Source organism: Methylobacterium sp. V23, assembly GCF_002917135.1.
In the GTDB taxonomy this organism is placed as follows: domain Bacteria; phylum Pseudomonadota; class Alphaproteobacteria; order Rhizobiales; family Beijerinckiaceae; genus Methylobacterium.
The window spans coordinates 86,983-101,445 of sequence record NZ_PDHT01000021.1 but is presented as its reverse complement, the minus strand read 5'-3'; the positions used below and the strand labels follow the sequence as shown (position 1 = coordinate 101,445).

The 14,463-nt window shown below is 72.2% G+C and carries 11 protein-coding genes and 1 pseudogene; 8 read left to right on the top strand and 4 right to left on the bottom strand.

Annotation, left to right across the window (positions count from 1 at the left end; translation table 11 throughout):
* The first annotated feature begins 325 nt into the window (after positions 1-325).
* The 6 genes from CRT23_RS19055 (at position 326) to CRT23_RS19030 (ending at position 7,228) form a co-directional block, all read left to right on the top strand.
* Complete coding sequence (locus CRT23_RS19055) at positions 326-1,474, top strand: branched-chain amino acid ABC transporter substrate-binding protein (protein WP_082513168.1); 1,149 nt, start codon at positions 326-328, stop codon at positions 1,472-1,474.
* A gap of 194 nt (positions 1,475-1,668) precedes the next feature.
* The gene (locus CRT23_RS19050; RefSeq protein ID WP_103711110.1) at positions 1,669-2,781 is read left to right on the top strand and encodes an ABC transporter substrate-binding protein; all 1,113 of its coding nucleotides are present in this window, start codon (positions 1,669-1,671) and stop codon (positions 2,779-2,781) included.
* A 419-nt stretch (positions 2,782-3,200) separates the two neighbouring features.
* Positions 3,201-4,601, top strand: coding sequence for a deoxyribodipyrimidine photo-lyase (locus CRT23_RS19045; protein ID WP_103711108.1), 1,401 nt, complete (start codon positions 3,201-3,203; stop codon positions 4,599-4,601).
* A gap of 185 nt (positions 4,602-4,786) precedes the next feature.
* Positions 4,787-6,124: a chloride channel protein gene (locus CRT23_RS19040; protein ID WP_103711125.1), complete on the top strand. Its 1,338-nt coding sequence runs from the start codon at positions 4,787-4,789 to the stop codon at positions 6,122-6,124.
* A gap of 59 nt (positions 6,125-6,183) precedes the next feature.
* Positions 6,184-6,363: a DUF1328 domain-containing protein gene (locus CRT23_RS19035; protein WP_055955741.1), complete on the top strand. Its 180-nt coding sequence runs from the start codon at positions 6,184-6,186 to the stop codon at positions 6,361-6,363.
* Between the two features lie 10 nt (positions 6,364-6,373).
* Complete coding sequence (locus CRT23_RS19030; protein ID WP_103711106.1) at positions 6,374-7,228, top strand: SDR family oxidoreductase; 855 nt, start codon at positions 6,374-6,376, stop codon at positions 7,226-7,228.
* Positions 7,229-7,570: 342 nt separating this feature from the next.
* Here CRT23_RS19030 and CRT23_RS19025 read toward each other — a convergent pair whose 3' ends face one another.
* Entirely contained in the window at positions 7,571-9,244 is a 1,674-nt protein-coding gene (locus CRT23_RS19025; protein ID WP_103711104.1) for a lysine--tRNA ligase, read from the bottom strand.
* A gap of 253 nt (positions 9,245-9,497) precedes the next feature.
* On the opposite strand from CRT23_RS19025, the gene CRT23_RS19020 reads away from it, so the two are divergent.
* Complete coding sequence (locus CRT23_RS19020; protein WP_103711102.1) at positions 9,498-10,667, top strand: MFS transporter; 1,170 nt, start codon at positions 9,498-9,500, stop codon at positions 10,665-10,667.
* 6 nt (positions 10,668-10,673) lie between these two features.
* On the opposite strand, the gene CRT23_RS29225 is transcribed toward CRT23_RS19020, so the two are convergent.
* From CRT23_RS29225 to CRT23_RS19010, 3 genes and pseudogenes are all read right to left on the bottom strand, one after another.
* A complete protein-coding gene (locus CRT23_RS29225) occupies positions 10,674-11,156 on the bottom strand; it encodes a glutathione S-transferase C-terminal domain-containing protein (RefSeq protein WP_245436365.1) in 483 nt (160 codons plus the stop codon).
* Positions 11,157-11,311: 155 nt separating this feature from the next.
* Positions 11,312-11,491: pseudogene (locus CRT23_RS29220) on the bottom strand (glutathione S-transferase N-terminal domain-containing protein); the annotation flags it as partial.
* A 95-nt stretch (positions 11,492-11,586) separates the two neighbouring features.
* On the bottom strand, positions 11,587-12,405 hold the full coding sequence (locus CRT23_RS19010) for a transporter substrate-binding domain-containing protein (RefSeq protein WP_245436370.1): 819 nt from the start codon (positions 12,403-12,405) through the stop codon (positions 11,587-11,589).
* 484 nt (positions 12,406-12,889) lie between these two features.
* On the opposite strand from CRT23_RS19010, the gene CRT23_RS19005 reads away from it, so the two are divergent.
* A complete protein-coding gene (locus CRT23_RS19005) occupies positions 12,890-14,458 on the top strand; it encodes a glycosyltransferase family 2 protein (RefSeq protein ID WP_245436364.1) in 1,569 nt (522 codons plus the stop codon).
* The last annotated feature ends 5 nt before the right edge of the window (positions 14,459-14,463 follow it).

Below are 14,463 nucleotides of genomic sequence, written 5' to 3'. Positions count from 1 at the left end.
ACGTCTCCAACGCCCCCTTCACCGAGGTCCAGAAGGTCCTCTCCGTCTTCTCGACCGTCACCGCGCCGATCACTGCCGGCGCCTCGGTCTACGCCACGGCCCGCTGACGGTGTGAGCCGCGGGCGCGGACGTGCCGCGCCCGCGGCGCGCGTCCGCCCCGAAGGTCCCCCTTGCGTTCTGGCGCGGCATCGCGCACGGGTCGCTCGGGCTCGAGCGATGCCGGACGGCACGGGGCCGTGGACCCGGTGCACGCGCCGAACCTTGGCGGCTGGCCGATCCGCCTCTATCTGTAAGCGAGGTCGACCGAGGCGTGAGACGGGGCGGGATGAGGTTCAGACGCGCGGCCCGGCGCTTCGGGCGCGCCGGCGGCTTGGCTGGCAGCGGCTTGGCTGGCAGCCTGTTCCTCGCCGCCGCGATCCTCGGTGCCGCGCCGGCCCGGGCCGACGTCGTGATCGGCGTCGCCGTCCCGCGCTCGGGCGCCTACGTGGCCGTCGGCGAGCAGGTCCTGCGCGGGGTCCAGGCCGCCGCGCGCGATGCCAATGCCAGGGGCGGCCTCGACGGCCAGACCATCGTGCTCGACGTGCAGGACGATGCCTGCGATTCCAACAAGGCCGTGGCGGTGGCCAACCACTACGCGACCCAGGGCGTGCGCCTCGTGGTCGGGCACGTCTGCTCGAACGCATCGTTGGCGGCCTCCGAGGTCTACGCCGCCAACGGCACGGTGATGATCACCGCCGCCTCCGTCGCCGCCAAGCTGACCGATCGGGGCCTGCCGACGATCTTCCGGGTCTGCGGGCGCGACGACGATCAGGCCAAGCTCTCGGCCACCGTGCTGGCCGAGCGGTTCCGCGAGAAGAAGATCGCCATCCTGAACGACCTGACGCCGGGCTCGCGCAACCTCGCCGCCGCCACGAAGGAAAACCTCAACCGGATCGGCATCAACGAGGCCCTCGCCACCGCCTTCGCGGCGGGCGATGCCGACGATGCGGCCCTCGCCGACCGGCTCAGGGAGGCGGGTATCGCGGTGGCGTATTACGGCGGGGACGCCCGCGAGATGGGCCGCCTCGTGCGGATCTCCGCGGAGCGGGGCTTCAAGCCGCAATGGTTCGGGACCTCCGCCATCGCCACCCAGGAATTCGCGACCATCGCCGGCCCCGCCAGCAACGGCGTGCTGATGACCTTCTACCTCGATCCCCGCCGCAAGCCGGAGGCCGCCGCCGTGGTCGCGGCCTTCAAGGCGGAGGGGGTCGAGCCCGAAGGATCGACGATCTACGGCTACGCCGCCCTCCAGGCCCTCGTGGCGGCCGGCACCTTCGCGCATACGGCGGACTCGAAGCGGATCGCCGCCACCCTGCACGCGGAGCGCTTCGACCTCGTGCTCGGCTCGGTGGGGTTCGATGGCAAGGGGGACGTCACCGCCCAGGGCTATGTCCTCTACGTCTGGAACGACGGCGCCTTCACGTACGCCAAGTAGCGTGGAGCACGGGGCCCGCCCGATTGGGCGCGGGCCGCCGCGGCCTGGGTGACGTCCGGTCTGCCGGTGCGGGTCCTCCGCACGTTTCGGGATCGTTTCCGGCCCTTCGTCGTTCGTGAACGGCGGACGTTCGGGCCGCGGATCGGCCGCGACGCGCCGGTACAGGACGATTCGAGATCTCTCAGCGAGGCGTCATGCCCCCATCCTCCGCGCGCCCGACGACCGGGCGCCGTGCTCTCCTCTCCGCGGGCCTCGGTGGCGCGGCCACCCTCCTGGCCCGCCCCGTGCGGGCCGAGGCGACGCCGGATCTGCGCTGGCGGCTGGCCTGCGCCTTCCCCAAGAACCTCGACATCCTGTTCGGCGCGACCGACATGCTCGCCCGCATCGTCGCGGAGGCCACCGACGGCCGCTTCCAGATCCAACCCTCGGGGCCCGGCGAGCCGGTGCCGGCCGAGGGCCTCCTCGATGCCGTGGCCGCCGGCACCGTCGAGATGGGCTATGGCCCGGCGACCCTGGGGCTCGCCAAGGATCCGACCTTCGCCCTGGCCACCGCCCTGCCCTTCGGCCTGAATGCGCGCGGCCAGAGCGCCTGGTGGCTCCAGGGGGGGGCTGCCGACCTCTTCGGGGAGATCTTCGCCAAGCACGGCCTCGTCGCCCTCCCGGCCGGCAATACCGGCGCGCAGATGGGTGGCTGGTTCCGTCGCGAGATCAAGGCACAGGCGGACCTCCAGGGCCTGAAGATGCGGATCGGTGGTCTCGGCGGACAGGTTCTGGCCAAGCTCGGGGTGGTGCCGCAGGCCACCCCGGGGCCGGACATCTACGCCGCCCTCGAGACCAAGGCGATCGATGCCGCCGAGTGGATCGGCCCCTACGACGACGAGAAGCTCGGGCTGCAGAAGGTGGCCCCGACCTATCACTATCCCGGCTTCTGGGAGGGCGCCTCGACGCTGCATCTCTGGATCCAGGCCGAGGCCTGGAAGGGCCTGCCCAAGGGCTACCGGGCGGTGCTGCAGGCGGCGGCCGCCCAGGTCCATGCCGACGTTCAGGCCAAGTACGACGCGCGCAACCCGCGCGCCCTGCGCCGCCTCGTGGCGGGCGGGGCGCAACTGCGTCCGTTCCCCCAGGAGGTGATGGAACTGGCTCTGAAGACCGCCAATGACGTCTATGCCGAGATCGGCGCCAAGAACGCCGACTTCAAGCGGGTCCACGAGGCCATGAAGACCTTCCGGAACGAGGAATACCTCTGGTTCCAGGTGGCGGAGTACACCTACGACAACTTCATGATCCGCGCCCGTGCGCGCGGCTAGCGCGGTCGGGACAGAAAAAAGGCCGCTCCGAAGAGCGGCCCGAAGTCTAGGGAGGAAACGCCCAAGGAGGGCAGCAGGACCGCGACGCCATCGCGTTCCCGCAATGCACAATCTGATCCTCTCACGCAGAATTGCAAGCCGGATAGGGCAGCAGCCATGTCGCTTTTCGTGCTGCGGAGCACATTGCCCAAATCATGTATCCAAAATGACGCACCCGAGCAGACGCAAATCCTCGTGACTTCCGCACGGGGCGGTCTCAAGTGAAGCAGCACTAAAGGGTTGTTCGAATTCAGTTTTCGCACGCCGGCAGGCCGCATTTTTCGACCTCGATCCAGCAGGGCTGGCCCGTACTGCCTGGGGCGTCGCGATGGGCGGCGCCTCGACCTTTCTCGATGAGCACCAGGAGGCGATGAGCGACGATGGGGATTCAGGCGGGACGAATTCGGATCCTCAGGGAAGCCGAGCCCCGGGCGGACGGGCGCTACGTGCTCTACCTGCTGCAGCAGGCGAATCGGGCCCATGAGAATCCGGCGCTCGAGCTCGCGATCGAGGAGGCCAACCGGCTCGGCCTGCCGGTGCTCGCCGCCTTCGGGCTGCTCGACGGCAAGAGTGGCTTCCCGGAAGCCAATGCCCGGCACTACGCCTTCCTGCTGCAGGGGCTCGCCGACGCGGCGTCGGGGCTCAAGGCCCGGGGCATCGGCTTCTGCCTGCGGAAAGCTTCCCCCGCCCAGGTCGCCATCGATCTGGCCCGGGACGCCGCCCTCCTCGTTCTCGACCGCGGCTACCTCGCGATCCAGAAGGGCTGGTACGGCGAGATCGTCGAGGCCGTCGACACCCGGATCGTGCAGGTGGAGGGGGACGTCGTGGTGCCGGTGGAGGTCGCCTCGGGCAAGCACGAATACGCCGCCCGCACCCTGCGCCCGAAGTTGCACAAGCACCTCGACGACTACGTCGCTGCCCTGACCGCCCGGACGGTGAAGCATCGGGCCGGCCGCGACCTGCCGACATCGGAGGTCGACATCGCCGACCCGGCCAAGGTGCTGGCCGGCATGAGCCTCGACCGCGCGGTCGGACCGGTGCGCCGCTTCACCGGTGGGGAGACCGAGGCGCGCCGGCGTCTCCGCGCCTATCTCGAGGGCCCGTTCGCCGATTACGGCAGCGACCGCAACCGGCCCGAAGCCGGGGCGGCCTCCCACATGAGCCCCTACCTGCATTTCGGACAGATCTCCCCCGTGGAGATCGTGCGGGCGGTTCGGGCCGCCCAGGCGGGTGGGCCTGAGGACAAGGTCTCCTACGTCGAAGAGGTCGTCATCCGCCGGGAACTGGCGATGAACCACGTCCACTACACGGACGGCTACGACCGTTACGAGCGCGCCGTTCCCGAATGGGCGCGCAAGGTCCTGGCCGACCATGCCGACGACACCCGGCCGAACACCTATACCGAGACCGAGCTCGCGGAAGGACGGACGCACGACGTCTACTGGAACGCCGCCCAGGCCGAGATGCGCGAGACCGGCTACATGCACAACCACCTGCGCATGTACTGGGGCAAGAAGATCCTCGAATGGTCGCCCTCCCCCGAGGAGGGCTTCGCCCGAACGCTGCGGCTCAACAACCGCTACTTCCTCGACGGACGCGACCCGAACTCCTTCACCAACGTCGCCTGGGTCTACGGCCTGCACGACCGCCCCTGGGCCCGCCGCAAAATCTTCGGGACGGTGCGCTATCAGAGCGAGAATTCCCTGCGGAAATTCGACGCCAAGGCGTATCTCCGGACCGTCGAGGACCTCTGCCGGGCGGAAGCGGAGGACAAGGCTTAAGGTCCGCCGGGGTATGCCCCTTGCCTGAGCCTCACCCGACCCCCTCCCCTGACTGACCCGCCCGAGCCCCGGATCGCATGCCCCGAACCCGTCCCGCCAAGGTGCTGCGCGTCAAGGTGCTGCGCGCGAAGGTCCTGCGTGTGAAGGTCCTGCGCGCCAAGGTCCGGTCCGGGGTGATGCCGCGCATGCGGCGCCTGCGCGGAGCCACCCTCGATGCGTTCGGGCTGTGGCGTCACCGCCTGCTGTTCCTCGTCGGCGGCATCGGCGTCGGGCTCGCCGCCGTCCTGATGGCGGGGCTCGCCGATGCCGCCCAGGGCGCGTTCCGGCAGGGGCTCGGCGTGTCGCCCTGGGTGGCCCTCGGCCTGACGCCCTTCGGCTTCGCCCTCTGCGCCTGGCTGGCCCGGGAGGTCTTCCCGAACGCCCAGGGATCCGGCATCCCCCAGGTGATCGCCGCGCGCCAGACCGGACAACTCGCCCTGCGCCGGGCTCTCGTGTCCCTCAGGGTGGCGGCGGGCAAGATCGTGGTGATGAGCCTCGGCCTGCTGTTCGGTGCCTCCACCGGGCGGGAGGGTCCGACGGTGCAGGTCGGGGCCGCGATCATGGCGGCCGCCGGCCACCTCACGCCGGAACGCGTCCCGGGGCTGATCCTCGCCGGCGGCGCGGCCGGGGTCGCGGCGGCGTTCAACACGCCGCTCGCCGGCATCGTGTTCGGCATCGAGGAGCTCGGCCGGGCCTACGAGGCCCGCACCGGGGGACTGATCGTCGCCGCCATCGTGGCGGCCGGGCTGACCGCGATGGCGCTGACCGGCAACTACACCTATTTCGGCACGTCCAGCGCCACCCTGCCGTTCGGGCCGGGCTGGATCGCCGTGCCGGTGATCGGGGCGCTGGGGGGCCTGGCCGGCGGCGGGTTCGCCCGGATCGTGATCCTGTTCGCCCGCGGCCTGCCGGGGCGCCTCGGGGGCGCCATCGCCGCCCGTCCCGTGGCCTTTGCGGCAGCCTGCGGCCTCGGGGTCGCGCTGTGCGGCCTCGCCTCGGGTGGAACGGTCTACGGCACCGGCTACGAGGAGGCGCGCGCCCTCCTGCACGGCACCGCGGAGTCCCATCCGGACTTCGCGCCGCTGAAGTTCGTCGCGTCGCTGCTCTCGGCGATCAGCGGCATTCCCGGCGGATTGTTCGCGCCCTCCCTCAGCGTCGGGGCCGGCCTCGGCGCCGCCCTGCAGGGCTGGTTCTCCGGTGTGCCGGTGGCCGCCCTCGTGCTCCTCGGCATGGTCGCCTACCTGACCGGGGCCCTGCAGGCGCCGATCACCGCCTTCGTCATCGTCACGGAGATGACCCAGGACCACGCCCTGATGATCCCCCTCATGGTCACGGCGCTGATCGCCGATGCGGTCTCGAAGGCGGTCTGCCGCGAAGGGCTCTACCATGCCCTGGCGCACATCCTCCTGGAGCGTGCCGGAACCGAGGCTCGCCCGGCGGGGCCGGCGCCCTCCGGACATGCCGCGCAAAACAGCCGAGCTTGAGCGGAACGCTTGCGGCCGCAGGCGGTTATCGGTCGGTTCCGCGAGCTGGAGTGTTGCGCATGACCCTGTTGAAATGGGCCCTCATCTGTTTCGTGATCTCCCTCCTCGCGGGCGGTCTCGGCTTCACCGGGATCGCCTCGGGTGCCGGCTCCCTGGCCCGCATCCTGTTCGGCCTGTTCCTGGTGGTGGCCATCGTCATCGTGGTCGTCGCCTTCGCCATCGGGCAGGCGGTGTTCTAGGATCGCGTCCGTGACCGGCCGGATCGCCCTCGTCACCGGTGCCACCTCCGGGATCGGCACCGAGACGGCGCTCGGCCTGGCCCGGGCGGGGTTCCGCGTCGGGCTCGTGGGTCGGGATGCCGGCCGCACCGGCCGCACGGCCGAGGAGATCCGTGCCGCGGTACCGGGCGCGCAGGTCGACGGCTTCGTCGCCGACCTGTCGAGCCAGGCCGAGATCCGCCGCCTCGCCGCGGAGGTCCGGGCGCTGTATCCGCGCCTCGACGTGCTGGTGAACAACGCCGGTGCGATCTTCGACCGCTACGCCACGACGGTGGATGGGATCGAGCGGACCTGGGCGCTGGACCACCTCGCCTATCTCCAGCTCAGCCTCGCGCTCCTCGATCTCCTGAAGGCCAGTGCGCCGGCCCGCATCGTCAGCGTGGCCTCGACCGCGCATCGACGCGGCCGCATCGCCTTCGACGATATCGGCCATGCGCGGCGCTACAGCGCGATCACGGTCTATTCCCAGGCCAAGCTCGGCAACGTGCTGTTCAGTGCGGCCCTGGCGCGGCGGCTCGCGGGCACCGGCGTCACCAGCAACGCCCTCCATCCCGGCGTCATCGCCAGCGGCTTCGCGTCGGAGACGGGGGGCTGGTTCGGCCTCGGCTGGCGCCTGATCCGCCCGTTCCTGACGAAGCCCGCGGACGGTGCGGCGACGTCCCTGTACCTCGCCACCGCGCCGGAGGTCCAAGGCCAGACGGGCCTCTATTTCGACCGGTGCAAGCCGGTGGCGCCCGCGGCCCGGGGCCGGGACACGGCGCTCCAGGAACGGGTCTGGGCCCTCAGTCTGGCGCAGCTCGGCCTGACGGATCCGACCGATCGGTGACGGAGAAGGAGCCCTGATACGCAAGGGCGAGGGCGCTTGAAAACCATTTCATGCACTGGGCGCATGCCCGCTCCCCCACGGGAGCAATTGCATGGTGCGGTGCGGGATGGCATCTGATCGCCATGCACCGCGGCGATGGCGTCGCCGCGGTGTGCCCTTCTTGGGCGTTTCCTCCCTAGACTTCGGGCCGCTCCCTCACCGGGGCGGCCTTTTTTCTGTCCAGTGGATGGGCGTTCTATCCGGCCCTCGCTGCGCCGACAAGCACAATTGTGCGCAATCACACCTCGATACGCAGACATTATTCTGCGCCGCTCCCGTGCGAGCGACGCAGGAGCGTCCGTCTCAAGCGGGCGGGGCCCCGGACAGGAAGGCCCCGGACAGGGCCTGGGCGATCAGGGCCCGGGTCTCGGCGACGCCGTAGAGGGCGATGAACGAGCCGAAGCGCGGGCCGCGCGCCTCGCCGAACAGCACGTTGTAGATCGTGGTGAACCAGGCCTGCGACACGCCGGGGCGCCCGTCCGGGCTCTTGGCCTTGCCGGACAGGTCCGGGAAGTGTCGGCGTCCGACCTCGTAGACCGCCGCCTGCAGGCTCTCCGGATCGACGGAGCCCTCGTGCACGGCGAGGGTCTGCGCGAGATCCTCCAGGGCCGCCCGCTCGGCCTCGGTGGCCGCCCGGTAGGTCTTGGCCGGACGCACCAGATCCCGGAAGTAGGCCAGCGCGTGGCCGACGAGGCGGGCCAGGACGGGGTGGGTCTCCGGCCCCACATCCGGATCGTAGCGGCGGATGAAGCCCCACAGCACCGCCGGGTCCTCGGTGTTGGCCACCGCCGCGAGGTTGAGGAGCATGGCGAAGTTCAGCGCGCCGCCCTTGCCCACGGCCTCGGCCGCCGGCGGATGCCCGGCATGCAGGTGCCAGACCGGGTTGCCGAGCTTCTGCGCCGGCTCCTGGGTCGGGTACTTCTCGAGGAAACCGAGATAGTCGTCGACTTGCCGCGGGATCATCTCGACGAAGAGGCGCTTGGCCTCGCGCGGCTTGTTGTACATGAACAGCGCCAGGCTGTCGGCCGTGCCGTAGACGAGCCAATCGTCGATCGAGAGGCCGTTGCCCTTCGACTTCGAGATCTTCTTGCCGTCCTTGTCGAGGAAGAGCTCGTAGTTGAAGCCCTCCGGTGGTTCGCCGCCCAGCGCCCGGGCGATCTCGCCCGAGAGCTTGACGGAATCGATGAGGTCCTTGCCGGCCATCTCGTAGTCGATGCCGAGGGCCACCCACCGCATGGCCCAGTCGGGCTTCCACTGCAGCTTGGCGTGCCCGCCGGTTACCGGGGTCTCGTACCCCTCGCCGGTCTTGGGGTCTCGCCAGACCAGCGTCCCGGCCGAGACCCGGACCTCGTCGATGGCCACCTGCATGACCTCCCCCGTCACCGGGTGGATGGGCAGAAACGGCGAGTAGCTCGCGGAGCGCTCGGCCCGCAGCGACGGCAGCATGATCGCCATCACGGCCTCGTAGCGCTCCAGCACCGTGAGGAGGGCCGTGTCGAACGCGCCCGAGCGGTAGCACTCGGTGGCCGAGCGGAACTCGTAATCGAAGCCGAAGGCGTCGAGGAAGCGGCGCAATTCGGCGTTGTTGTGCGCGCCGAAGCTGTCATGGGTGCCGAACGGGTCCGGGACGCGGGTCAGCGGCTGGTTCAGGGCACCGATCAGCAGGGGCTTGTTCGGAACGTTGTCCGGCACCTTTCGCAGACCGTCCATGTCGTCCGAGAAGGCGATCAGCCGGGTCGGCACGCTGTCGTTGGTCAGGACCCGGAAGGCGTAGCGCACCATCGAGGTGCGGGCGACCTCGCCGAAGGTGCCGATATGCGGCAGGCCCGAGGGCCCGTAGCCGGTCTCGAACAGGACTTCCGCTTTCGGGCGGCGGTCCAGCCGCGCCACGAGCTTGCGCGCCTCCTCGAAGGGCCAGGCCGCGGCGGTGGCGGCCGCCGCGATGAGATCGGGGTCGGAGGGAAGCGGGGACGGCATGGACAGCGTCAGTTCTGCAAGAATTGTCGGGAACGGGTGAGCGCGAAGGGCGGCACCGTAGGGAGGGCGACCCGGAGGGTCAACGCGGCCGGACCGGGCGCGGCGCGCGGACCCGCCGGGCGCGGGTGACGCGATCGCCGGGGCCGTCCGGCTTCACACCTTTGCCGCGTCCGCCTGCGAAACACCCGCCCACCCCGTTGCGCGGGCTTCGCCCCGCCCCGTTGCGCGGGCCCCGTCCCGCCCGAAAGCGCCCATGACCACAAGCTCTCTCTCCGCCTCCGCGCGCCGCGACGGCCCGGCGTCCGGCACGGCCGAGCGACGCGCCACCCGGCTCCTGTTCCTCATCGTCGGCTTCGGCGTCGCGGCCTGGGCGCCCCTGGTGCCCTTCGTCAAGGCGCGGGCCGGCCTCGACGACGGCACCCTCGGCCTGCTCCTCCTCTGCCTCGGCATCGGCTCCCTCGCCACCATGCCGGTGGCCGGCGCCCTGGCCGGACGCCTCGGGACCCGCCCCGTCCTGGCCGCCGCCGTGCTCGTCACCGGGGCGGCGCTGGTGGCCCTGCCCCGGGCCGCGGACCTGCCCGTCCTGGCCGTCGCCCTGACCGGGCTCGGCGTCGGCCTCGGCCTGCTCGATTGCCTGATGAACCTGCAGGCGGTGGCGGTGGAGCGCCGGGCAGGACGACCGATGATGTCGGGCTTCCACGGCCTCTACAGCCTCGGCTGCCTTCTCGGCGCGGCCGGCTTCAGCGCCCTCCTGAGCCTCGGCCTGATGCCGGCCGCCGCCACCCTCACCGGGGTCGCCGCCATCGCGGCCGCCTTCCTCGCGGCCCTCCCGGGCATTCTCCCGACGGTCGCGGACGGCCCCCGCGGCCCGGCCTTCGCCCTGCCGCGGGGGCCGGTGCTCCGCATCGGGCTCCTGTGCTTCGTGGTCTTCCTGACGGAGGGCTCGGCCCTCGACTGGAGCGGCGTCTTCCTGATCCAGGAGCGCGGCCTCGATCCGGCCTGGGCCGGCCTCGGCTACGCGGCCTTCTCCCTGACCATGACGGCGGGCCGCCTCACCGGCGACGCCCTCGTGCGCCGGGTCGGACGCCGCCGCATCGTCGTCCTGGGCGCACTCCTCGCCGCCGCCGGGCTCGGCCTCGTCACGGCGGTGCCGCTCTGGCCGGTGACGCTCCTCGGCTACGCCCTGGTGGGGGCGGGCTGCGCCAACATCGTGCCGGTGCTGTTCACCGCCGCCGGCCGGCAGGAGGCGGTGCCCGCCGCCCTCGCGATCCCGGCCGTGACCACGCTGGGCTATGCCGGGGTGCTGGCCGGCCCGGCCGCGATCGGGCTCCTCGCCCATGCCACCAGCCTGACCCTGGCCTTCCTGGCGGTGGCCGCCCTCCTCCTCGCCGTCGCGGCCGGCGCCGGTCGCCTGCGACTCTGAGGATGATCATCCGGTGAAAGGGTCGGCTAGGGGGGACGGCCAGGAGAAGCGGATGGTGTCGTCGCGGAGGCCGGCGAGCACGACCGCGATGCCGCCCGAGCGGATCATCCCGTCGAGGCGATGGTCGCGGTCTTCACGGCGGCGTCCGCCGGAGGTGTCGAGGTCGGCGGCGTCGACCATCCTGGCGTCGACCATCCTGGCGGCGGCCGCGTCGAACTCGGCGAAGGTCACCGCCACCGCCGGGCGCGCGCTCACCCGGGCATGCCAGCGGGCGAGCGGGCTCCCCGGCGCCGGCCCGAGGCCATAGTGCACCGAACGGTTGACCATCGGGGCCGCCGCCGCATCGGCCCAGCCGAAGCCCGCACCGCCGAACCACGTGGCCGCGCCGAGGCGCTCCGACAGCCAGCCCTGGAGCACCGCCGTCTGCTGCGCCGCCTGGGCGCGCAGCTGCGCAGCGAGGTCCCCGGTGGCCCGGCGGAACCACAGCACCTCGCCGAACCCCCGTTCACCGCCTCGTACTGGGTGTCGCAGACGTCCTCGGTGAGCCGTGCGAAGGCCCGCGCCGCGGGCCCGGACGGCAGCAGCGGCGGCTCCGGCCAGCGCTCCTCGACGGATTCGAGGATCACCGTGGATTCGAACAGCGTCACGTCCCCGTCGAGGAGCACCGGCACCTCGGTGCGGGGATTGGCGGCCGCGAAGGGCCCCGTGTCCCGTCCCGTGCCGAAGCGCTCGGGGAGTTCCGCCGTGAACGGCACGCCCTTCTCGCGGAGCGCGATCGTGATCTTCTGAGCGTAGGACGAGAGCGGATGCTCGTCGAGCAGCATGGCGGAAGGCTCCTCGGCGCGCGGGATGCGTCCCGCGTCAACGCCCGATCACCGCGTGGGGAGGGCCGGGCCGCCATGACGGCGCACACGGACCCTCAGAACGGGCTCACCGGGAAGAACCGCAGGTAGAGCTCGGCATACTTTCCCTCGTCCCACAGGCGCTGGAGCGCGTCGTCGAGGGCCCGCGCCAGGGCCGGGTCGTCGGGGCGGGTGACGAGGCCGATGCCCTCGCCGAAGTAGCGGTTCTCGAGGTAGTCGCCGCCCGTGAAGGCGCAGCAGCCCCCGGCGTCCACGCCGCCGATCCAGAGGGCGAGGTTGAGGCCGTCGGCGAAGACGTAGTCGACCTCGCCCCGGCGCAGGGCGCCCTCGGCGGTGGCCAGGTCGGTGAAGTCCTTGGCCGTCGCCTTGGGGAAGAACGCCCTGAGGTAGGCCGCGTGGGCGGTGCCACCGACCACGCCGACGCTCCGATCCGCCAGGGCGGTCGCCGAGGGGGCGGGCAGCCCCTTGTCGGTGCGGGCGGCGAAGCGGGCCGGCCAGCGGAAATAGGGGCGCGTGGCCAGGAAGCGGGCGCGCAGGGCCGGCGTCAGGGGAATCGCCGCGGCGACCACGTCCCCCTGCCGGTCGGCCAGGGCGTCGAGGAGGGTGTCGAAGCGCCGGGCCTGAACCGTGCAGGTCATGGCCAGGCGCTCGCAGACCGCGCGGGCGAGCTCGACCACGAAGCCCGTCGGCATGCCGTCCGGGCCGGCGAAGTGCAGGGGCGGGAAGTCGTCGTCGGTGAGGAAGCGGACCGTGCGCGCGCTCGGCTGGGTTTCCATGCGCTCCTGGCGGGCGCGGGGGTTCCAGAAGTTGGGGATCGTCACGCCCTCGGCCCGGGCCGCCGGTGCGGTGCCGAGGCCGCACACGAGCGCCGCCAGGGCACAAGCCGCCGCCCGGCCCCGGACTCGCCTTGCCTTTCGGCCGACAAACGCGGAAGTTGTATTCGTGGCGCGCGGGTTGCGCGTGGAAACGGACTGGCTCACGGCCCTCCCCTAGCACATCCGCGGGCCTCCGGGAGGTCGCGCGCGGTGTCGCTTCGCGGTTTCAGCACCCCCGACGTCCGGACCGCTCCCCCGGCGTCCGAGCGCTTGCCTCCCGAGCCCTTGCCGCATGAGCCCTTGCCACCCGAGGCCTTGCCGCCCGAGATCGCGTTCCTCGCGCGCCAGGGCTTCGCGGTAGGCCGCTTGGCGCGGGCCGCCGCCCTGGCGCGGACCTGCGGCACCGATGCCGCCGCGGCCCTGATCCACGCGGACCTGATCAACGAGGAGGCCTATTACCGGCGGCCTCGCCGCCGCCCTCGGCGTCCCGTTCCTGGCCGGCGACCTGCGCCTCGGCGAGGGCACCCACTATCCCGACAGCCTCGTGGCCGGGGCCGCACCCCTGATGGTCCCGGGACCCGCCACGGTCCGCGCCCCACGCGGGGCCGCCATCGCCGCGCTGCTGCGGACGGGCACGCGCGCGGCCATCACCACGCCGCGGGCCCTGCAGGCGGCGGTGTTCGCCGCCAACCCGGAGGGCATCGCGGCCGCGGCCGCCGATACGCTCCAGCGTCACCGACCCGACTGGGCCCTGGGGGCGGACACGCAGGGGCCGCACCTCGCCATCGCGGGTCTCGTCCTCGGGGCCGTGGGCATCGCCGCCGCGTTCCTCCCCGCCCCCGTGCTGGTCGGGGCCTGGACCCTGATGCAGCTCGGCTTCCTCGTCATGGTCACGGTCCGCATCGCCGCCGTCAGCGTCGAGGCGGAGCGGCCGCCGGAGGCGGCGCTGCCGGACACCGCCCTGCCGGTCTACACGGTGCTGGTGGCGCTCCACCGCGAGGCCCCGGTCGTGCCACGCCTCGTGGCGGCCCTGTCGCGCTTCGACTACCCGCCGGCCAAGCTCGACATCAAGCTGGTGATCGAGGCCGACGACCGGGAGACCGACGCGGCCCTGGCGACGGCGGCGCTTCCGGCCCGGTTCGAGATCGTCCGGGTGCCGGCGGGCCTGCCCCGCACCAAGCCGCGCGCCCTCAACGCCGCCCTGCCCCTGGCCCGCGGGGCCTGCCTCGTGGTCTACGACGCCGAGGACGTGCCCGACCCGGGCCAGCTCCGCGCGGCGGCCACCCGCTTCGCCCGCGCGTCCTCCGCCACGGCCTGCCTCCAGGGCCGCCTCGTCATCGACAACATGGATGACGGGCGCCTCACCCGGTGCTTCGCCCTCGAGTACGCCGCCCTCTTCGACGTCCTGATCCCGGCCCTCGCCTCCTGGCGCGTCCCGATTCCCCTCGGGGGCACCTCGACGCATTTCCGCACCCGCGTCCTGCGCGAACTCCACGGCTGGGACGCGTGGAACGTCACCGAGGATGCCGACCTCGGCATCCGCCTGGCGCGGGCGGGTTACCGCGTGGGCGACCTGCGCAGCGATACCCTGGAGGAGGCACCGCGCGCGGTCCGGCCCTGGCTGCACCAGCGCACCCGCTGGATGAAGGGATTCCTGCAGACCAGCCTCACCCACGCCCGGGCGCCGCTCCGGACCTGTCGGCAACTCGGCCCCCTCGGCACCCTGTGCGCCGTCGCCCTGGTGCCCGGGACGGTGATCTCCGCCCTCGCCTACCCGTTCCTGATGGGCCGGGCGGCCTACGACTTCGCGGCCTTCGCATGGAGCGGCTCCCCGGCGCCCGGCGGGTTCTGGGCGAATCTCCCCGCCGGCACCTCCGTCACCCTGTTCGTGGCCGGGTTGCTCGCCATGCTGCTGCCGGCGGCCCTCGGCTGCGTCCGGCGCGGCTGGTTCGACCTCCTGACCGCCGTGCCGGGGATGCCGGTCTATTTCCTGCTGATCAGCCTCGCGGCCTGGTCGGGGCTGTACGAACTCGTCCGCGCGCCGAACCGCTGGAACAAGACCGAGCACGGCCTCGCCCGCACCTCCCGGACCGGCGCGCTGCGTCCGCAGTGAGGGCG

What these genes read in the sequence shown, in the direction of transcription:
- CRT23_RS19040 (WP_103711125.1), top strand. Translation starts at nt 4,787, where the DNA reads ATGCGGCGCCTGCGCGGAGCCACCCTCGATGCGTTCGGGCTGTGGCGT.
- CRT23_RS19055 (WP_082513168.1), top strand. Translation starts at nt 326, where the DNA reads ATGAGGTTCAGACGCGCGGCCCGGCGCTTCGGGCGCGCCGGCGGCTTG.
- CRT23_RS19050 (WP_103711110.1), top strand. Translation starts at nt 1,669, where the DNA reads ATGCCCCCATCCTCCGCGCGCCCGACGACCGGGCGCCGTGCTCTCCTC.
- CRT23_RS19020 (WP_103711102.1), top strand. Translation starts at nt 9,498, where the DNA reads ATGACCACAAGCTCTCTCTCCGCCTCCGCGCGCCGCGACGGCCCGGCG.
- CRT23_RS19045 (WP_103711108.1), top strand. Translation starts at nt 3,201, where the DNA reads ATGGGGATTCAGGCGGGACGAATTCGGATCCTCAGGGAAGCCGAGCCC.
- CRT23_RS19035 (WP_055955741.1), top strand. Translation starts at nt 6,184, where the DNA reads ATGACCCTGTTGAAATGGGCCCTCATCTGTTTCGTGATCTCCCTCCTC.
- CRT23_RS19025 (WP_103711104.1), bottom strand. Translation starts at nt 9,244, where the DNA reads ATGCCGTCCCCGCTTCCCTCCGACCCCGATCTCATCGCGGCGGCCGCC.